This is a genomic window from Sinorhizobium sp. BJ1 (assembly GCF_002531555.1).
Classification (GTDB): Bacteria; Pseudomonadota; Alphaproteobacteria; order Rhizobiales; family Rhizobiaceae; genus Sinorhizobium; species Sinorhizobium fredii_B.
Genome location: NZ_NWTH01000026.1, coordinates 84,644 through 103,440, shown reverse-complemented (window position 1 = coordinate 103,440; position 18,797 = coordinate 84,644). Strand labels below are relative to the sequence as shown.

The 18,797-nt window shown below is 62.1% G+C and carries 17 protein-coding genes and 6 tRNA genes; 11 read left to right on the top strand and 12 right to left on the bottom strand.

The features are described 5' to 3' along the window. Nucleotides 1–257: 257 nt before the first annotated feature. Nucleotides 258–548, bottom strand: a complete 291-nt coding sequence (locus CO676_RS26105; protein ID WP_097523206.1) for a DUF1330 domain-containing protein — start codon at nt 546–548, stop codon at nt 258–260. Here CO676_RS26105 and CO676_RS26100 point away from each other — a divergent pair. After that, nucleotides 531–1,073 (top strand): MarR family winged helix-turn-helix transcriptional regulator, encoded by a 543-nt coding sequence (locus tag CO676_RS26100; RefSeq protein ID WP_245424468.1) that lies wholly within the window; start codon nt 531–533, stop codon nt 1,071–1,073. The two genes, CO676_RS26105 and CO676_RS26100, sit on opposite strands and share 18 nt — an antisense overlap. Before the next feature lie 577 nt (nt 1,074–1,650). On the opposite strand, the gene CO676_RS26095 is transcribed toward CO676_RS26100, so the two are convergent. The 5 genes from CO676_RS26095 to CO676_RS26075 all read right to left on the bottom strand — a co-directional run bounded on the left by CO676_RS26095 (nt 1,651) and on the right by CO676_RS26075 (nt 3,610). Further along, nucleotides 1,651–1,727 (bottom strand) — tRNA-Arg (locus CO676_RS26095). Between the two features lie 31 nt (nt 1,728–1,758). Then, on the bottom strand, nt 1,759–2,064 hold the full coding sequence (locus tag CO676_RS26090) for an ETC complex I subunit (protein ID WP_041414354.1): 306 nt from the start codon (nt 2,062–2,064) through the stop codon (nt 1,759–1,761). 328 nt (nt 2,065–2,392) lie between these two features. Beyond that, a tRNA-Pro gene (locus tag CO676_RS26085) sits at nt 2,393–2,469 on the bottom strand. A 77-nt stretch (nt 2,470–2,546) separates the two neighbouring features. Continuing rightward, nucleotides 2,547–3,032, bottom strand: coding sequence for a DUF192 domain-containing protein (locus tag CO676_RS26080; RefSeq protein WP_014764311.1), 486 nt, complete (start codon nt 3,030–3,032; stop codon nt 2,547–2,549). Then, nucleotides 3,032–3,610, bottom strand: a complete 579-nt coding sequence (locus tag CO676_RS26075; protein ID WP_014764310.1) for a cold-shock protein — start codon at nt 3,608–3,610, stop codon at nt 3,032–3,034. The genes CO676_RS26080 and CO676_RS26075 overlap by 1 nt, the downstream gene beginning before the upstream one ends. 193 nt (nt 3,611–3,803) lie before the next feature. Here CO676_RS26075 and gloA point away from each other — a divergent pair, with 193 nt between their 5' ends. From gloA to CO676_RS26050, 5 genes are all read left to right on the top strand, one after another. Beyond that, nucleotides 3,804–4,244, top strand: coding sequence for a lactoylglutathione lyase (gene gloA, locus CO676_RS26070; RefSeq protein ID WP_014764309.1), 441 nt, complete (start codon nt 3,804–3,806; stop codon nt 4,242–4,244). A 508-nt stretch (nt 4,245–4,752) separates the two neighbouring features. Then, nucleotides 4,753–6,072: a YcbK family protein gene (locus CO676_RS26065; protein WP_179875649.1), complete on the top strand. Its 1,320-nt coding sequence runs from the start codon at nt 4,753–4,755 to the stop codon at nt 6,070–6,072. A gap of 155 nt (nt 6,073–6,227) precedes the next feature. Continuing rightward, nucleotides 6,228–6,302 (top strand) — tRNA-Glu (locus tag CO676_RS26060). A gap of 48 nt (nt 6,303–6,350) precedes the next feature. Next, entirely contained in the window at nt 6,351–6,560 is a 210-nt protein-coding gene (locus CO676_RS26055) for a hypothetical protein (protein ID WP_097523203.1), read from the top strand. Next, nucleotides 6,546–6,621, top strand: a tRNA-Glu gene (locus CO676_RS26050). Before CO676_RS26055 ends, CO676_RS26050 begins: the two co-directional genes overlap by 15 nt. 113 nt (nt 6,622–6,734) lie before the next feature. On the opposite strand, the gene CO676_RS26045 is transcribed toward CO676_RS26050, so the two are convergent. Both CO676_RS26045 and CO676_RS26035 read right to left on the bottom strand, forming a co-directional pair. Next, nucleotides 6,735–7,094 carry a hypothetical protein gene (locus CO676_RS26045; protein WP_014764308.1) on the bottom strand — a complete coding sequence of 120 codons (360 nt, stop codon included), beginning with the start codon at nt 7,092–7,094 and terminating at the stop codon, nt 6,735–6,737. Between the two features lie 1,082 nt (nt 7,095–8,176). Continuing rightward, nucleotides 8,177–9,613: a hypothetical protein gene (locus tag CO676_RS26035; RefSeq protein WP_097523201.1), complete on the bottom strand. Its 1,437-nt coding sequence runs from the start codon at nt 9,611–9,613 to the stop codon at nt 8,177–8,179. A gap of 222 nt (nt 9,614–9,835) precedes the next feature. On the opposite strand from CO676_RS26035, the gene CO676_RS26030 reads away from it, so the two are divergent. Continuing rightward, nucleotides 9,836–9,910, top strand: a tRNA-Glu gene (locus CO676_RS26030). A gap of 166 nt (nt 9,911–10,076) precedes the next feature. Beyond that, nucleotides 10,077–10,152, top strand: a tRNA-Glu gene (locus CO676_RS26025). A gap of 83 nt (nt 10,153–10,235) precedes the next feature. Here the strand turns inward: CO676_RS26025 and recJ are convergent. From recJ to CO676_RS26005, 4 genes are all read right to left on the bottom strand, one after another. Continuing rightward, on the bottom strand, nt 10,236–12,038 hold the full coding sequence (gene recJ / locus CO676_RS26020; protein ID WP_097523200.1) for a single-stranded-DNA-specific exonuclease RecJ: 1,803 nt from the start codon (nt 12,036–12,038) through the stop codon (nt 10,236–10,238). Nucleotides 12,039–12,159: 121 nt separating this feature from the next. Further along, nucleotides 12,160–13,482 carry a homoserine dehydrogenase gene (locus tag CO676_RS26015; RefSeq protein WP_097523199.1) on the bottom strand — a complete coding sequence of 441 codons (1,323 nt, stop codon included), beginning with the start codon at nt 13,480–13,482 and terminating at the stop codon, nt 12,160–12,162. Nucleotides 13,483–13,555: 73 nt separating this feature from the next. Further along, on the bottom strand, nt 13,556–14,773 hold the full coding sequence (locus CO676_RS26010; RefSeq protein ID WP_012707954.1) for an LL-diaminopimelate aminotransferase: 1,218 nt from the start codon (nt 14,771–14,773) through the stop codon (nt 13,556–13,558). Between the two features lie 124 nt (nt 14,774–14,897). Next, nucleotides 14,898–15,203, bottom strand: a complete 306-nt coding sequence (locus CO676_RS26005; protein ID WP_014764291.1) for an SHOCT domain-containing protein — start codon at nt 15,201–15,203, stop codon at nt 14,898–14,900. A gap of 109 nt (nt 15,204–15,312) precedes the next feature. Here CO676_RS26005 and phaC point away from each other — a divergent pair, with 109 nt between their 5' ends. From phaC to map, 3 genes are read left to right on the top strand one after another with little or no spacing between them, the layout of a single operon-like run. Next, nucleotides 15,313–17,157 carry a poly(3-hydroxyalkanoate) polymerase subunit PhaC gene (gene phaC / locus CO676_RS26000; RefSeq protein WP_014764290.1) on the top strand — a complete coding sequence of 615 codons (1,845 nt, stop codon included), beginning with the start codon at nt 15,313–15,315 and terminating at the stop codon, nt 17,155–17,157. Between the two features lie 16 nt (nt 17,158–17,173). Next, nucleotides 17,174–17,929, top strand: a complete 756-nt coding sequence (sfsA, locus tag CO676_RS25995; RefSeq protein WP_097523198.1) for a DNA/RNA nuclease SfsA — start codon at nt 17,174–17,176, stop codon at nt 17,927–17,929. Next, entirely contained in the window at nt 17,923–18,762 is an 840-nt protein-coding gene (gene map, locus CO676_RS25990) for a type I methionyl aminopeptidase (protein WP_097523197.1), read from the top strand. The genes sfsA and map overlap by 7 nt, the downstream gene beginning before the upstream one ends. Nucleotides 18,763–18,797 lie beyond the last annotated feature (35 nt).

The following is an 18,797-nucleotide window of genomic DNA, read 5'->3' as shown; positions in this document are numbered from 1 at the left end:
CCCCCGCTCAACTCGAGGTAGTCTATCATGAGCGGGAGTTTTCACACAGCCTCGGTGGTGAGCAGTCACCCAAGGCTGGCACGTGGAACGGCTTGCAGACAAAGCGATCATCCCCAAGGGTGAACTCAGGGACTATGGAAAGCGCGTCCTTGACTTAAAGAAGCAGTAAATCAACGCGAGCGTCGGCACGACGGGTGTCGACGCGAAGCGAGCGATGCGGGTGCAACTCGCTATACTCGGTCGTTTGGCGCGGGGCTTCAGCCGGTTTCGACAACGAACATCCTCGCTTGCTGAGCCTCCCGGCGTTCGGCCTTGATCGGTGCGTACTTCTCGGAACCGTAGAAGGCTAGCGCTTGGGCCAGGGTTGGAAACTCGAACACGCCAGCTATTGGGAACGGCGCCTCATCGCCTTCAAGAACCTGCGCAACACGACCGAAGTGCAGAATCCGCCCGCCCGCCTCTTGTAGAGCCGCCTGAAAGCGAGGAGCGAGCGCCGCCTGCTTGGCGGGGTCGATGACCCGCAGATTGATATGCACGTACGCTGGCATGTAGATCTCCAAATATTGCCAAATAATGCATATACAGTATTATGCTCACACCGGGTTGTCGAGGGTGCAGACGTGAGCGGGTTTGATCGAGAATCTTTGAAGGGCGTCGCAGCGGAATGTCCGGGCCTTCAGGCTCGTGCGACGGCCCGTGCAGTCACCCGCTATTACAACGCCTGCTTCAAGCCGCTCGGGCTGACGGCCGAGCAATTCAGCCTCTTGGTCGGGATCGGGGCCGCTGAGGGAGCTACACTCGTTGATCTCGCGGTTAGCGCAGGGGTCGATGCGACTACTCTCAGCCGAAATGTTCAGCACCTAGAGGCGCGAGGTTTGGTCCACGCTGAAGGTGGCCGTGGCCGCGCAGGAAAGCGGCTAAACTTGACCCGTTCTGGGCGTGGCCTCATGGTAGATGCCTTTCCGGTATGGAAATCGGCTAAAGCGGAGTTGTCCCGCCACCTGGGTGATGAACGGCTCCGATCGGCAACACGGGCAATGGCGGAGTTGGCCAAGGCGGCGGTCTTGGCGTAGGATTCCGTCCCTTCCCGCAAATGCCCCTTAGCTGAGCGATGTCCATCTTGGCTCAACCGACCCATTCGTGCGCCGGACGCCAACGACAGTGCTGGGTCACTCTTTCCGGTTCAGATCAGTCGCGGTAGGGTTGGATTCGCAAGTCCATTGAGAATGTGCAGAGAGGCGGCTACGAGCCCGGCTAGGCAAATTGCTTGGCCACCACAACCTACACTGCACGCGAGAGGATTTCGTTCAGATAGGCTTCATGATAATCCCGGTATCGGCGAGACGCACTGCGATTGCGACCCCGCTCTCATGCTGCGGGTTGCGCAGGACGGGATTTTTTCCGAAGGCCCAATCGATATACGGCACGCGGATCGGCTGGCCTAGACCTCAAGTGCACGAGTGGATCCGGCTGCACTGGGCTGGGAAGGACTGATCTGCCAAACCGATGCTCGTCGCCAAACCTCGCGCACGTTCCATCGTCAGCAAGGCTTGGATTACAATCAGGCCCAGTCGGCTGCGGATGCGACCACAATAAGACCTCACCGGAATCGCGGCTCCGCGAAATCATCAGCTAAGTAATTGAATTTTTTGGCGACCCCTGCAGGACTCGAACCTGCGACAACCTGCTTAGAAGGCAGGTGCTCTATCCAGCTGAGCTAAGGGGCCGTCGGACCGGTGGCCCGGCCTGCCGCGGACGTCAGTGGGTCCAGGGCTGCATCCTATTGAAACGGAAATTGTCCGAATAGGACACATTCTTGCGCGTCGCGTCCTTGGGCGCGATGACGCGGTATTCGATGCCGTTGCGTTCGGCATAGGCGATCGCCTGCTCGGCGGTCTCGAAGGTCAGCCGCAACTGCTGCCGCATGTCGCCGGAGCTCGTATAACCCATGATCGGGTCGATGGTACGCGGCTTTTCCTGATCGAACTCCAGCACCCACAGATTCGTCTTGGCCTTGCCGGACTGCATCGCTGTCTTCGCGGGACGATAGATCTTCGCGGACATTGCTTTCCCGTCTCTCCATCTCGACCCCGACGCATCACCGGATGCGCGAAGTCGCTGTCGTGTCTTGGACTTTGAGCATGATTTTATCCCTGGATCGCGTGCAATCTCCCGAGACCCATGCCCTGCGGGGCAATGTCTGCCCCATGCCTCGTCTTCCCTTAGCGCAGAATGATTTAAAACGGAATGACTTCCGACAGGAAAATACAGCTTTTTCAAGCGTGTGCCGCGGGTACTCGTGGCGACCGGCCGCGACGATTTGCAGCTCTCGCAGGCGCCGGGCCTCGGCTGCCCGCTATCGTCAACTGGATAGCAAAATCAAAGATTTAAGTGGTCGGAGTGGAGAGATTCGAACTCCCGACCCTCTGGTCCCAAACCAGATGCGCTACCAGACTGCGCTACACTCCGAACCGACGAAGGCGGAGATACACGCTTCGCCTTCCACCTGCAACAGCAAATTTGGTCGTGCCGGCCGTACGATGGACTCAGCGCTCGTTGACCGGAATGCGTGCGCCGGCGATCCGGTCGCCGGGCCTGATCCCGAGCCGTTTCACCGTTCCGGCGTTGAGCTCGAGCACGAAGGCGACCGGCTCTTTCGAATCGATGATCGCATCCGACAGGGGGACGGCGTTCTCATGAATGGTCCGGACGGTGCCGTCTTCGGCGATGAAGAGCATGTCGAGCGGCAGATATGTGTTCCTCATCCACATCATCACCCGCCGCGTCTCGCCGAAATCGAACAGCATGCCGTGGTCCGGCGCCATCCGCCGCCGGTGCATCAGGCCCTGTTCGCGCTGGTCCGGTTCGATCGCCAGTTCGACGGTGAGGTCGTGGGCCCGCCCTCCACTGGTGAAAAGCCGGATCTTGTCTCTATCGAAGGAGACATCGGCGGCGAGCGACGAGACGAGCACCGACAACAAAAAAAGCGCCGAAATGGCGCTTCTTGCAAGGAAGTCGCGAAGCGTGTGCATCAGTGCGACCGGTTGGTGGGTGTCGGGCCGTCCGGATGAATTTCCGCAGCCATCAAACCCTTCTCTCCGTCACCGAAGCGGCACAGCACAACTTGGCCCGGGCGCAGTTCCGTCAGACCGAAACGGCGGAGGGTCTCCATATGCACGAAGATGTCCTCGGTGCCTTCGCCGCGCGTCAGGAAGCCGAAACCCTTGGTGCGGTTGAACCACTTGACCAGGACCCGCTCCAGGCCGCTCGTCGGCGTCACCTGGACATGGGTGCGTACCGGCGGGAGCTGCGAGGGATGAACCGCCGTCGACTGATCCATGGAGAGAATGCGAAAGGCCTGGTAACCGCGCTCGCGCTTTTGCACGAGCGCCACGACTCGGGCGCCCTCGAGCACGGTCTGGTAGCCGTCGCGCCTCAGGCAGGTGACGTGCAGCAAGATGTCCTGCATGCCATTGTCGGGAACGATGAAACCGAACCCCTTGGCGACGTCGAACCATTTGATGACGCCGGTGATCTCGATGAGATCGAGAGCGTCATTGCCAAGGCCGTCATTCTCGATGACACCTTTTGAGGATGTTCTGTCCGCCATTCTCCCAGCCCCTCGTTACGCGCAACTCTCGATACGGTTAACTGATTCTTATGGACCAGAATAACATCGTCCCGCTGCGCATGCGCAAGTCCCTCGACGTAAATTGGCCGAGGTCATTTATGGGGCCGCAGGCTTGCCTCTGGCTTGCTGTCCCTTAAGTATACGCCATCTTCGGCAAAACAGGGACAATCCAATGCGCTATCTGCACACGATGGTTCGTGTAAAGGACCTCGACCAAGCTCTCCATTTCTACTCAACGCTGTTCGGGCTCCAGGAAATTCGCCGATACGAGAACGAGAAAGGCCGCTTCACGCTCGTCTTCCTCGCCGCACCCGGCGACCTCGACCGCGCCAAGGCAGAGGTGTCGCCCTGTCTGGAACTCACTTACAACTGGGACACCGAGGACTATACCGGTGGACGGAATTTTGGTCACCTCGCCTATGAGGTCGATGACATCTACGCCTTTTGCAAGCGTCTGATGGATAACGGAGTGACGATCAACCGACCACCCCGCGACGGTCACATGGCCTTCGTTCGCTCGCCCGACGGGATATCGATCGAGATTTTGCAGAAGGGAGAGCACCTATCGGCACAGGAACCCTGGGCGTCGATGGGCAATACCGGCAGCTGGTAAGCCCCGCACAATCCGGAGCGCCCAAGGTGCGGGGGTGCGACCGGTACCGCATGATTGCCTCGATCGGGGACCGCCCCAAGGGCAAGACGTTGCGGCACTTTACAGTGGTACAGCGAACTTGGTGCGTGTGAACGCGCGGCGCTGTAGGCCGGTGCGGCACGGCGCGCGGGACCGGACTCGAAGATCAGCAGCAGCAACTGAACGATCCAGAGGTTTTCAGGCCCGGCCAGCGCGCCGGCCTTCGTATATGTTTTGTGAAGTCGGAATTGGTTAGCGCCGGTTTACAAATTGCGCGGTGTCCACTAATTTCCGCGCCATAGTTGAAACGGGGTTATGCTTCGCAATCATTTGCGGCACCATAGCCCTCTACTTGGCCTGACCTTCCCGTGGCGGGGTAATTTCTCGCCGCGAGAGCAAAGTTGTCTGTTCTGAGAACTGTTTCGGAACTGAGACTTGATGCGTGTCCGTGAGAGAAGCCGGGCCACGCACGGAGAGTGGGGATAAGACGTTGCAACACCTGGATTCGAGACGCGCGCTCCAGACGATCGGGCGCGTCGCGGCGCTCTCCGTATCACTTCTCGCCCTGGCCGGCTGCGTCTCGGCGGTCGCCGACAGGGAGGGCGCCAATCCGGTCGAATCGCAGCAAGCCGTCGCTCCATCGAGTGCCGCGACGCCGCAATCCGAGGGCGAGCTTTCCAATCAGACCGCCGGCGCCGGTACGACCGCTCAACTGCAAGCGGAGGATCCGGCTGCCCAGGCGGATGCGGCCGCGTTGCCACAGGGCCTGACGACGCAAAGCACCGGCCTCAACGCCACGTCGTCGAGCATTTACGGGCAGTCGCCCGTTACTGGGAGCGTGCCTGCGAGCGCCGCCCAACCATCCGGAACACCAGCCGGCGCTCAGCCGGGCGTGAATGCGACGAGCAACAGCCTCTTCGGCGGTGCACAGCCGGCTGCGCCGCCCGTCCTGCCGGCCCAGGAAGGAGCGAGCAACGCAGCTCCGACGGTGGCGCAGCCCGGCACAGAAAGCACCGCCAGCACGGCCGATCTTCCTCCCGCCGTCCCGCTGCCCACGAGCGCACAGGCGGCGCGTGCCGGCGAGGCGTCCGCCCCATTGCAGGCGGTCGACGTCGCATCGACCGGACAGGTGGCACCGCCTGCCGCGGATCCGGTTCAACCCGCCTCGCCCGCAGACAACGAGAAGGAGCCGCAGCGGACGAGCAAGAGCTGGACGTTCGCAAGTCTCTTTGCCGCCAAACGCAAGCCGAAGCTCCGCAGCAGCGACGCCAGCAACACTGAGGCCGCTGAGAAGCGGACCATCACGACCGCCAATGCGGCTGAACCGCAGGTCGCCTCGCTCGCCTACACCGCGCTGCCGGGCGTCAAGCTGAATCCGCTGTTCAACATGGATCATGCCGACCACGGAGGCGAAGAGGATGACGCGCCGGTGGAGGTCGCCAATCTGTCGGGCCTCGCCCGCTTGGCGCCAAGCGGCCTGATCCTGCAGACGGAGAGCGTGGAAACCGGCTGCTTCAAACCGACGCTTCTCGCAATGCTGAAGAGTGTCGAGCGGCATTACGGTCAGAAGGTGATGGTCACGTCAGGGCTTCGGCCGATCAAGGTCAACCGGAAACGCCAATCGCTCCACACGCGCTGCGAAGCGGCCGACATCCAGGTCAAGGGCGTCAGCAAGTGGGACCTGGCCGAATATCTCAGAAGCCTGCCGGGCCGTGGCGGTGTCGGCACCTATTGCCACACCGAATCCGTGCATATCGACATCGGCCGGCAGCGTGATTGGAATTGGCGCTGTCGCCGTCGCAACGGCTGAAGTGGTTGCGGACATTTTTCTGAGAAAAAGTGGGATTTGCCGCTTGCGGGAATCCAAAGTGCTCTCTATAAGCCACCTCGTCTTGCAGCGCCACGCGCCGTTCCGGAGCACAATGGCCGCTGCAACACTTTGCACGGTTTGATGACCGTGCTGAGGCGCCCATCGTCTAGCGGTTAGGACGCCGCCCTTTCACGGCGGTAACACGGGTTCGAGTCCCGTTGGGCGTGCCATTCTCCTTATCCAATACTTACGGATACTCCGACATCGGCGCACACGGCATGTTTATGCTTGCGGGTGATAACGGCTTGCGGCAATTGCTCTTAAATTTCGGCAGAAAGATCGAAAATATTGCTTCGGATGACTTGCGGGAATCCGAAGTGCTCTCTATAAGCCACCTCGTCTTGCAGCGCATGCGCCGTTCCGGCGCACAAAAGGCCGCTGCAACACTTTGCACGGTAAATAAGCGTGCGGAGGCGCCCATCGTCTAGCGGTCTAGGACGCCGCCCTTTCACGGCGGAAACACGGGTTCGATTCCCGTTGGGCGTGCCATCCACTAAAAATTTCCATTTTTTACAGGCAGATCCACGACCGTGGGTTTCGGCCATCGAAACCGGAGTTCGGAGGAGCTGCAGACGCACGTCGCTGCGGCTCGATTTCCGGTCTTACCCTTGCTTGACTACAGAGACACTGACCTCGCCGTCCGACGCGACCGTGCAGGCGATGGTCGCCGAGCGCGGCTCGACGCCACCCTGGCGCAGGTAGTCGATCTTGACGTCAAGCGTGGCGACCTGCGCGCCGTCAGCGCCTGTGCGCACCGGCTCGGTCAGGCTAGTTTCGACGGCAGCCGGATTGTATGGCGCGGCCCATTGGGCGATCGCCTCGTTGCAGCGCTCGACGGTCGGCCGGTCGGCCTCCGAAACGCCGTGGCTGACCGGCGTCACCGGTTCCGGCAGCAAGTCGGCCGCGAAGGCTGGACCGGCTAGAAAAAACATGGCGGCACCGAGCATTCTGATCGTCTGCATGGCCTGTGATCCTCTCCTGCTGAAAGTGCTACAGCCGCCTTTGCGCGTCTGATAAGGCGCACGGCGCTGTGGGGCGTGACCGGCATGCTAGCTTGTCTATCCAGCAAAATAGCAGTGCGACTTTTGGTGGAAGGAGCATACTCCGTGGCAAGGGCTCAATGCGTCGCGGATCGGCAGATATGCGTGGCAGGACGATGGATGGCGAGGCGGGCCAGCCAATGTGGCAGCTAAATGGGAGTCCATCGCCATGGTCACTCGCCGATGATCCTATCGCGCGGCTCCGGCTTAATTCACCGCGATGACCATGCCGTTCGAGTCGAGATGGCACCTGACTCGCGCCCGACGGACCTCGATGCCGCCTTGTCCTGCATAGTCTATGCGCACTGCAATTGGGGCGGTGAGCGCGCCGTCGCGTTGCGAGACGAAAGGACCGGCGCTTGCCGCGCGTATGCGCACGGCGCCAAGGGGCAACGCAGCCGATGCGATCGCCTGGAGGCAGACGCGCACCACGGCGCTTGAGTCACCCGAAATCGCTCCCGTCGTCATCGGGTCCGTAACGGGATAACCCGAAACGCCTTGCTTGTATTCGCCGCGCTCACCAGGCCCAGTTTCTATCGGCCAGAGGATGAGAGGCAGACGGATGGATGGCGGTACGGCCTGTGCGGGAGCAATGCCGACAATCGCTCCTGCACCGACACTCTTTGGAGTGACGCTACTCTTTCGAGATCCGGGGCTTACGAGGAGACCAGGTAAAGCACGGCTCGGAACAGGGGTCGCTCGCTTGCCTTTCGACGATGCGGCTCCCCCACCAGATCCGGACGAGGTCCCGTGACTCTTGCCGCTAGCTCCACTGTTTGATCCCTCCTTCGCGCCGGTCGAGGCTCCGGCCTTTGCTGCGCCTCCTGAGCTGTTCCCTGGCGAGCCGCCGCTCTTACCACCAGCCGCGGCGGCGCTGAACTTGCCGGCGACACCGAGGTCGAGAGCCGGGGCCAGCCCAATTGCAATTGCAATCACGAATGTGGCAGCCAGGTAAATGCGCATCACCAGAGTCCTCAATCTGCGCATATCAACCTCGACTTCCCTTACCAGAGGCCGGGCACGAGCCGCCTGGGGAAAAGCGAATCGGGCAGCGCCTTCGATACAGGCTGTTCGACCTTTCGACGCTCGGTAGCGGGTTTGCGGCCATCTATTTCCTCCGGCGTCGCCGCACGCTCGCGGCCACCACCCCGATCGCGCGCAGCGTCCGATGCACGGCGCTGCGCCGCCAATACCCGGGTCAATTGCTTCTTTGCCACGTCGCGTTCTCGGCGAACGGTGTCGAGCTCCAGAGCGAGCGACCTTGCCTTCTCGCGTTCCAATGCGAGTTCTTCGCCAGCTCGCCTCGCCTCAGCCTCGGCAATTTGGCCAGCCAGCACAGCGGCAGCCTTCTCTGCCGCTGCGAAATTGGCGTCGGGCTCCGGAACAGCAGCCGATTGTAGGACATCGGCGAGATCGCGCCCGTCCTCCACCGCCCGCCTCTGCGTCGCCCGCATCGCCGAGTCGAGCTCCCGGCGAACAGAGTCGAGATCACGAGCGAGCGACTTTGCCCTCTCGCGTTCCGATGCGAGTTCTTCGCCAGCCCGCCTCGCCGCAGCCTCGGCATTCCGGCGAGCCAGCACAGCAGCCGCCATCTCTGCCGCTGCTAAATTGGCGTCGGGCTTCGGAACAGCAGCCGATTGGAGGGCATGGGCGAGATCGCGCCCGTCCTCCATCGCCCGCTGCTGCATCGCCCGCATCGCCGCGTCGCGCTCCCGGCGAGCAGTGTCGAGATCGCGAGCGAGCGACCTTGCCCTCTCGCGTTCCAATGCGAGCTCTTCGCCAGCCCGCTTTGCCGCAGCCTCGGCAACTTGGCGGGCCAGCACGGCGGCCTTCTCCGCCGCTGCCAAATCGGCGCCGGGTTCCGCGGCAGCGGACGATTGGCGGGCCAAGGCGAGATCGCGCTCGTAAGCGCCAAGCTTTTGCCGCACCTCCTCAAGCGCTCGTCTCTCATCGGCCAGCGCCGCTTCCGCGGCGTCTCGTGCCCTGAGCGCGGCAGCCTTTGACCGCATTGCTCCGGCGGCTTTGGCCTCCAACTCTTCGACTATCTGCAGCACCATCGTCAGATCACGCGCGCGTGCTTCGGCTCTTTGGCGTTGCTTTTCGGCGACTTGCCGCATCGCATCAAGGTCTCTTCTGGCCGCCGCCAAAGCGCGGCGGAGAATTTCCTCCAGCTTACCACCCGCCATTTGCGCACCGTTCTCGGGTGCATCGACGTTCTGGCTCGCCGCGAGGAGCTTTTCAGGTGCGGCACTCCTGGCGCGTCCGCGCAGGGTCAACTCAGGTGCATCGTTGATCGACGCTTCAGCAGCCTCTCCTCGCGCCGAAGCGCGTATTTCGAGCATGTCCTGTGGAGCAAGTGCGTCGACAGTTGCTGCCTCCCGGCCTGCCGGAGACCCAAGTAGCAAAACGAGGCTGAACGAAATGAGGCTGAGCGTTGCCATAGCTTGGTCCCGCCGGGGCGACTTGCCATAGTACTGCGTTGGTTTGCTCCCCGCTAGAGGAGAATGCGGCGCTGGCGCACGTCGCCTCCCACACGTCCTTCTGGGTTCGCGACAGCGCTCCACAGCACCAAAAACTAAGTGGCGGCAGAACCGTTGAGCGTGCTATTCCTCCTCTTTCCTATTTCATCTTTTTCATAGTATGTTGCTCAAGCTTCGGCGCAGGCGCCCATCGTCTAGCGGTTAGGACGCCGCCCTCTCACGGCGGTAACACGGGTTCGAGTCCCGTTGGGCGTACCAGTTTTACCCTCGACATTTTCCCGGGAAAAATCGAATGTAGTCGCGCTTGGTCCCCTTGCGGGAATCCAAAGGCACCTCTATAAGCCACCTCGTCTTGCAGCGCCGTGCTCCGTTTCGGCGCACGAAGTTCGCTGCAACACTTTGCACGGCTAATAGCCGTGCGGAGGCGCCCATCGTCTAGCGGTCTAGGACGCCGCCCTTTCACGGCGGAAACACGGGTTCGATTCCCGTTGGGCGTGCCAATTTCAAATCTTCAGAATTCCCTTTAGTTACATTGCGCAACCCGCTGATACGGCTTGGGGAGTTCGCCGCGGCGCGAGCGCACTCAATTGGCCCTTGCCGCATCCGTCACACGCAGTTGCACCCGGCGCGATCCCTGCCAAAGGTCCGCTGAAACCGAACCGGCGACATGGATCGTCGAGCCGCGGTTGCCGAGCAGAAAATCGCCGAGCGGCGTTTCCGTCGCCCGGAAGGCAATGCCGTCGATTCGGCTGCCGTCATGGCCCTCGAGCGTGACTTTGACGTGATTGGCGCCGACTTGTCGGCTGTCGCGCAGCCGATGCTGCGGAAAGGCGAAGACCGGCTGAGGATGGGCCGAGCCGTAGGGGCCGGCCTGGTCGAGAAGGTCGACGAGGTCGAGCGTCGCTCCGGCCGCCGCCAGCGCGCCGTCGAGCCTGAGGGTCTCAACGGCGACCAGGTTGCGTACTGCGCCCTCGGCGCGTTCCTCGAAGAATTGGCGCAGTCGCCCGAGTTTGGTCCGCTCGACCGTCAGGCCGGCCGCCATCGCATGTCCGCCTCCTTTGACGAGGAGGCCATCGTCGACCGCGGCGCGAACGAGCCGGCCCATGTCGAAACCAGTGATCGAGCGGCCGGAGCCGGTCCCGCGGCCGCTCGGATCGAAGGCGATGGCAAAGGTCGGCCGGCGGAATTTCTCCTTGATGCGTGCCGCGATGAGACCGACGATGCCCGGATGCCAGCTCTCCCTGGCGGTGACGATCACGGAAGCCCCCTCACCCGTGCCGTATTCCGCCAGCACTTCCGCCTCCGCCTCGGCGAGCATCGCCGCCTCCATCGCCTGGCGCTCGCGATTGAGCTCGTCGAGCTGGCTGGCGATCACCTCGGCCGCCGTCGCATCGTCGAGGGTCAATAGCCGGCTGCCGAGCGCGGCATCGCCGATCCGGCCACCCGCATTGATACGTGGTCCGATCAGGAACCCAAGGTGATACGGCGTGACCGGGCCACCGATCGCGGCCTTGCGCAGCAGGGCTGCCAGCCCGTTATTGCCCATGTGCCGCGCCGCGATCAGTCCCTTGACGACATAGGCACGGTTCAGACCCTTGAGCGGTACCACGTCGCAGACCGTTGCCAGCGCCACGAGATCGAGCAGTGCCAGCAGATCGAACGAGGCGGCACGCGCATTGCCACCAAGCCGCAGCACCCGCAAGGTGTTGACGAGCACCAAATAGACGACGCCCGCCGCACAGAGGTGCCCCTGTCCGGACAAATCGTCCTCGCGATTCGGATTGACGAGCGCGTGGCATGGCGGGAGCGTCGCGCCGACCTGGTGGTGATCGATGACGACCACGTCGATGCCGCGCTCGGCAGCGATCGCGAGCGACTCATGGCTTGTCGAACCGCAGTCGACGGTGACGATCAGACCGGCACCGTTGCCGATCAGCTGTTCGATCGCCTGCGGGTTCGGCCCGTAGCCCTCGAAGATGCGATCGGGAATATAGATCTCGGGTTGAACGTCGAAATGGCGGAGGAACCGCAGCATCAGCGCCGAAGACGCCGCGCCATCGACGTCGTAGTCACCGAATATCGCGACTTTCTCGCCGCGGCGAACGGCATCGGCGAGCCGCTCCGCAGCCTTGCGGCAATCGGTCAGCACGTCCGGATCGGGCATCAGCGCGCGCAGCGTCGGATCGAGGAATTGTGCCGCGTCGTCGAGACCGACGCCACGGCCTGCCAGCACCCGGGCGATGAGCTCCGAATGGCCGTGCACCTGGCTGATCGCCAAAGCGCGATTCTGCCCGGCCTGATCGAGGCGCGAGACCCAGCGCTGACCGCTGATCGAGCGTTCGACGCCGAGAAATGCCCGCTCTATCGGATCCGCCAATAGGTCCATGCTGCCTGTCCGCCTGAAGTCCCTCCGTTCTTAACGAAGATTTTAAGGCAGAAAAACAGGCAGGTCGGCCACTCCAGCCCGTAACAGGCATCCTGGAGTGTTTCTCAACAGATTTAAGGGATCACCAGTCCTTGGGCCGCTCGATGCGGATCACCTGCGGCTCTCCGACGAGATAGCCCTCGCCCTTGATCGAAACGATCGCCTTGCGCACCGAAGCTTCGTGCGTTGCATGCGTGACCAGGATGATCGTCTTCGGTTCGGCAGGATCCGCGTAATGCTTGGAATGCTGCATGATCGATTCGAGCGAGATGTCGTTTTCCGCCATATGCCGGGCGATGTTGGCGAAGACGCCGGTGCGATCGACCACTTTCAGGCGGATGAAGTATCCGCCCTCGTGGCTCTGCATCCGGGCCCGCTTGTAGGGCAGCAGGGCCGTGGTGGGCCGTCCGAACGCCGGGACGTGTTGGGCGCCCGGGCGGCTCTTGGCGATGTCGGCGATATCGCCAAGCACCGCCGATGCCGTCGCATTGCCGCCGGCGCCGGGGCCGACCATCAGCAATTCGCCCAGAATGTCGGACTCGATCGCGACCGCATTCGTCACACCGTCGACTTGTGCGATGACGGAGTCATACGGAACCATCGTCGGGTGGACGCGCTGCTCGATACCGCTATCGGTACGCTGCGCCACGCCGAGCAGCTTGATGCGGTAGCCGAGGTCGGCGGCTGCCTGGATGTCCTCGATCGAGATATTGGTGATGCCTTCCAGGTAGATGTCATCGGCGGCGATCGCCGTGCCGAAGGCGAGGCTGGTCAGGATCGAAAGCTTGTGGGCGGTGTCATTGCCCTCGATATCGAAGGCCGGGTCCGCTTCGGCGTAGCCGAGGCGCTGCGCTTCCTTCAGGCAAGCCTCGAAGGTCAGCCCCTCCTTCTCCATCTTTGTCAGGATGTAGTTGCAGGTTCCGTTCATGATCCCGTAGACGCGAGAGACGGTATTGCCCGTCAGCGATTCGCGCAGCGCCTTGATGACCGGGATGCCGCCGGCGACCGCCGCCTCGTAGTTGAGCAGCGCGCCCTGTTCCTCGGCGATGCCGGCGAGTTCGATGCCGTGCTGCGCCAGCAGCGCCTTGTTGGCGGTAACCACATGGATACCGCGCTTCAGTGCCGCCTTGACCGAGGAATAGGCCGGATCCCCGGCCCCGCCCATCAACTCGACAAAGACATCGATATCCGCCTCGGCGGCGAGTGCCACCGCGTTCTCGAACCAGGCGGACTTAGCCAGATCGACGCCGCGGTCCTTGCTGCGATCCCTTGCCGCCACGGCAACAAGCTCGATCGGCCTTCCGCACGTCGTTGCCAGCATCTCATGACGTTCCTGGAGAATCCGCACGAGTGAGGCACCAACCGTCCCCAAGCCCGCAATGCCGATTTTGAGGGCATCTGCCATAGCAAGTTCCTAACATGTAGAAGGCGCCCCGCCGGAGCGGCAGGGCCATTTTGCGCGAAAGTCGGCTCTTTTCCTACCGATGTGCATTCAGCGAGACGACATTGTGCATCGTCTCATCCGCCGTCGACAGGAAGCGCTTGATGTTGCGCGCCGCCTGGCGGATGCGGTGCTCGTTCTCGACGAGCGCCAGGCGGACATAATCATCGCCCTGCTCGCCGAAGCCGATGCCCGGGGCCACCGCGACATCCGCCTTCTCGACGAGCAGCTTGGAGAACTCCAGCGAGCCGAGGTGGCGGAACTTCTCGGGGATCTTCGCCCAGGCGAACATCGTCGCCGGCGGCGGCGGCACTTCGAAGCCGGCCTTGCCGAAGCTGTCGACCATCACGTCGCGGCGGCGCTTGTAGATGTTGCGCACCTCGGCGATGTCGCTGCCGTCGCCGTTCAAGGCCTGGGTCGCGGCCACCTGGATCGGCGTGAAGGCGCCGTAATCGAGATAGGACTTCACCCGCGTCAGCGCCGCGATCAGGCGCTCGTTGCCGACGGCGAAGCCCATCCGCCAGCCGGGCATCGAAAACGTCTTCGACATCGAGGTGAATTCGACCGTGACGTCGATCGCGCCCGGCACTTCCAGGACCGAGGGCGGCGGCACGTCGTCGAAGTAGATTTCCGAATAGGCGAGGTCCGACAGCACGATGATGTCGTGCTTCTTCGCGAAGGCGATAACGTCCTTATAGAAATCGAGCGTGGCGACCTGGGCGGTCGGATTGGACGGATAGTTGAGGATCAGCGCCAGGGGCTTCGGGATCGAGTGCTTCACGGCGCGCTCAAGCGGCGGGAAGAAGCTCTCGTCCGGCTCGACCGAGATCGAACGGATGACGCCGCCGGCCATCAGGAATCCGAAGGCATGGATCGGATAGGTCGGGTTCGGACACAGAACGACGTCGCCCGGAGCGGTGATCGCCTGCGCCATGTTGGCGAAGCCTTCTTTTGAGCCCAGCGTGGCGACGACCTGCGTCTCGGGATTGAGCTTGACGCCGAAGCGGCGGGCATAATAGGCGGCCTGGGCGCGGCGCAGCCCCGGAATGCCCTTCGAGGAAGAATAACGATGGGTGCGCGGGTCCTGGACGACTTCGCAGAGCTTGTCGACGATCGACTGCGGAGTGGGAAGATCCGGATTGCCCATGCCGAGGTCGATGATGTCAGCACCGGCGGCTCGCGCGCTTGCTTTCAAACGGTTGACCTGTTCGAAAACATAGGGCGGCAAACGCCGGACTTTATGAAACTCTTCCATCTCCAGACCTCATTTGGCGCGCGGTTTCGCGGGCCTCATCGGCAATCGCTCAACATGCGCGGGGTGAATGGCCGTCACTGCGGCCATTCAACGCTTTGCGGCCAAATCACGAGAAAGGCAAGTGCTAATTCTCGATCTGTTTTTGCGCTTCGACCCCATGCTGTTCGGCGAGCAACTGCAATTCCTTCAGACGGCGCTGATACTCCGCTTCGGAGATGACGCCGGATTTACGCTGCGCGGCAAGCGCCGTCAGTTGCCCCTGCATGTTCACCGCCTCTGCGTCGGTCATCTGCTGCATGGCGGCAGGCTTCTGCCCGTAGACCGAAGGATAGGTGGCGAGATCGGCCGTCGAATTGCATCCGGCAAGCATGCCTGCGAGAATCAACCCGGAAATCCGGGAAAGCGAACGCTGGTTTGCGACGACGAGCATGCTGGCGATGACCTCTGTTTTTAAGGAGCGACGATGCGCTAGCCCTTGTAATCATTTTCGGGCAGAATGTAAAAATACAAAACAAACAACGTGCTGTGGAGGACGCCGGGTGACATCAGACAAGGCCGAGGACACCACGGGCAAGGGCGGCTTTTCAGGCTTCGATCCCAAATCTGTCGAGCCTTACATCGTCAAGGACCCCCAGAACCTCGCCATCAACCTGGCCCGCGCGGTCGAACAGATGGGAAAGGCGGCTTCCGCATGGTTGGCGCCGCGGGAGGCCGGCGAGAAAAAAGATACCTACTCCGAGCCTGTCTCCGACATGGTCAAGACACTCTCCAAAGTCTCCGAATACTGGCTCTCCGATCCGCGTCGTACGCTGGAAGCGCAGACGCATCTGATGGGGAGCTTCTTCGACATCTGGTCGCGGACACTGCACCGGATGGCCGGCGACGACGTCGCCGAATCGGAGAACCTCCAACGCAATGACAAACGCTTTGCGGACGAGGACTGGGTGAAGAATCCCTTCTTCGACTTCATTCGCCAGGCCTATTTCACGACATCCGACTGGGCGGAGCAAATGGTCAAGGAGGCCGAGGGCCTCGACGACCATACCCGCCACAAGGCGGCCTTCTACGTGCGCCAGATCTCCAGCGCGCTCTCTCCGAGCAATTTCATCACCACGAATCCGCAGCTCTACCGGGAGACCGTCGCCTCGAGCGGGGCAAATCTCGTCAAGGGCATGCAGATGCTCGCCGAGGACATCGCCGCCGGGCGCGGCGAGCTCCGGCTCAGGCAAACGGATACCAGCAAGTTCGCCATCGGCGAGAACATTGCGATCACCCCCGGCAAGGTGATCGCACAATCCGACATTTGCCAGGTCATCCAATACGAAGCGAGCACCGAAACGGTGCTGAAGCGGCCGCTCCTGATCTGCCCGCCGTGGATCAACAAGTACTACGTGCTCGACCTCAACCCGCAAAAGTCCTTCATCAAATGGGCAGTGGACCAGGGCCACACGGTCTTCGTCATCTCCTGGGTCAATCCGGATGAGCGCCACGCCCGAAAGGACTGGGAAGCCTATGCACGCGAAGGCGTCGGCTTCGCGCTCGACACGATCGAACAGGCAACCGGCGAGCGCGAGGTCAATGCGATCGGCTATTGCGTCGGCGGCACCCTGCTCGGCGCCACGCTGGCGCTCCATGCAGCCGAAGGCGACGACCGTATCCGCTCGGCGACGCTCTTCACCACCCAGGTGGATTTCACCTATGCGGGCGACCTCAAGGTCTTCGTCGACGACGACCAGATTCAGCAGATCGAAGCCAAAATGAGCGCCACCGGCTATCTCGAAGGCTCGAAAATGGCGACCGCATTCAACATGCTTCGCGCTTCCGAGTTGATCTGGCCCTATTTCGTGAACAACTACCTCAAGGGCCAGGACCCCCTGCCCTTCGACCTGCTCTACTGGAACTCCGATTCGACGCGGATGCCCGCTGCCAACCACTCCTTCTATCTGCGCAATTGCTATCTCGAGAACAAGCTCGCCAAGGGCGAGATGGTGCTTGCCGGACGCAAGGTGTCGCTCGGCGACGTAAAGATCCCGATCTACAACCTCGCCACCAAGGAAGATCACATCGCACCGGCGAAGTCCGTCTTCCTTGGCAGCGGGCTCTTCGGCGGCAAGGTTACCTTCGTTCTGTCCGGCTCCGGCCACATTGCGGGCGTCGTCAACCCGCCGGACAAGAGCAAATACCAGTTCTGGACGGGCGGACCCCCGAAGGGCGATCTGGAGGAATGGCTGGAGAAGGCCAAGGAAACGCCGGGCTCCTGGTGGCCGCATTGGCACGACTGGGTCGAAAAGCTCGACAAGCGACGCGTTCCCGCCCGCAAGGCCGGAGGGCCGCTCAACTCCATCGAGGAAGCGCCGGGCTCCTACGTGCGCGTTCGCGCCTGACCCGCGGAAACGCATCGTGAACTTCTCCCGCCCGCTCGTTCCAGCAACGCTTCTCCAGCGTTACAAACGCTTCCTCTTCGATGCCGATCTTGCCGACGGGACGCGGATCACCGGCTCCTGCCCGAATACCGGCTCGATGCGCGGCCTCACGGCGCCCGGATCGGCCATCTGGCTGTCGGAGCATGACTCGCCAACACGCAAGTACCGCCACATGCTGGAGATTGTCGAGGCGGACGGAACGCTTGTCGGCATCAACACCGGGCTGCCAAACCGGCTCGCCGAGGAAGCGATCGCCGCCGGACTGGTCAGCGATCTCCATACTTATGAAACGCTCCGCCGCGAACAGAGATACGGGCGAAATTCGAGGATCGATATTCTGCTCATCGATCCGGCAAAGGGCCTTGCCTATGTCGAAGTAAAGAATGTCCATTTCAGCCGAGCCGAGGCAATGGCGGAGTTTCCCGACAGCCCGACGGCGCGCGGCGCCAAGCACCTTGACGAACTCGGCGACATGGTCGAGGCCGGACACCGGGCGATCATGCTCTATCTTGTTCAAAGAAGCGACTGCAGCGTCTTGCGGATATGCCGCGACCTCGATCCGGTTTATGCTCGGGCTTTCGAACGGGCCGCTGCGCGCGGCGTCGAAGCCTATGCGATCAGATGCGCGATATCGCCATTCGAGATCGTGCCGACCGCAGCGATGACAGTGGACGAACCGGTCCTTGCTGATTTAAGAAAATCGCCTGAAACATCGAAAGTCTTGGAATGGTAACTTACATCGAGGCCGGCGCCGCCCCCTACAAGAACACCGGCGTCATTCGTCTCTACGGACCGGATGGATTCGAAGGCATGCGCAAGGCCTGTCAGGTGACGGCACGCTGCCTCGACGAACTGGCGTCGCGGGTGCAGCCCGGCGTCACGACGGAAGAGATCGATCGCTTCGTCTACGAATTCGGCATGGATCACGGTGCGCTGCCCGCGACCCTGAACTATCGCGGCTATACAAAGTCGTCCTGCACCTCGATCAATCACGTCGTCTGCCACGGCATTCCGAACGACAAGCCGTTGCGCGACGGCGATATCGTCAACATCGACGTGACCTATGTCGTCGATGGCTGGCATGGCGATTCCAGCCGGATGTACCCGGTCGGCGAGATCAAACGCGCCGCCGAACGCCTGCTCGAAGTCACGCATGAATGCCTGATGCGCGGCATAGCGGCGGTTCGTCCCGGCGCCCGTACCGGCGCGATCGGCGAGGCAATTCAGATCTATGCGGAGTCGGAGCGCTGCTCGGTCGTCCGGGACTTCTGCGGCCACGGCGTAGGCCGCCTCTTCCACGATGCTCCGAACATCCTCCACTATGGTAACGCCAGTGAAGGTCCAGAACTCAAGGAGGGCATGATCTTCACGATCGAGCCGATGATCAATCTCGGCCGCCCGCATGTAAAGGTGCTCTCAGACGGCTGGACGGCCGTGACGCGCGACCGGTCGCTTTCGGCGCAGTATGAACACACGGTCGGCGTTACGGCGAACGGCTGCGAAGTTTTCACGCTTTCACCGGCTGGCCTTTTCATGCCTGGCGTCAGCGCACTGGGCAACGCGTGACGAAACCGCCTCTTTTTCCTGAACCGGACTCAGCT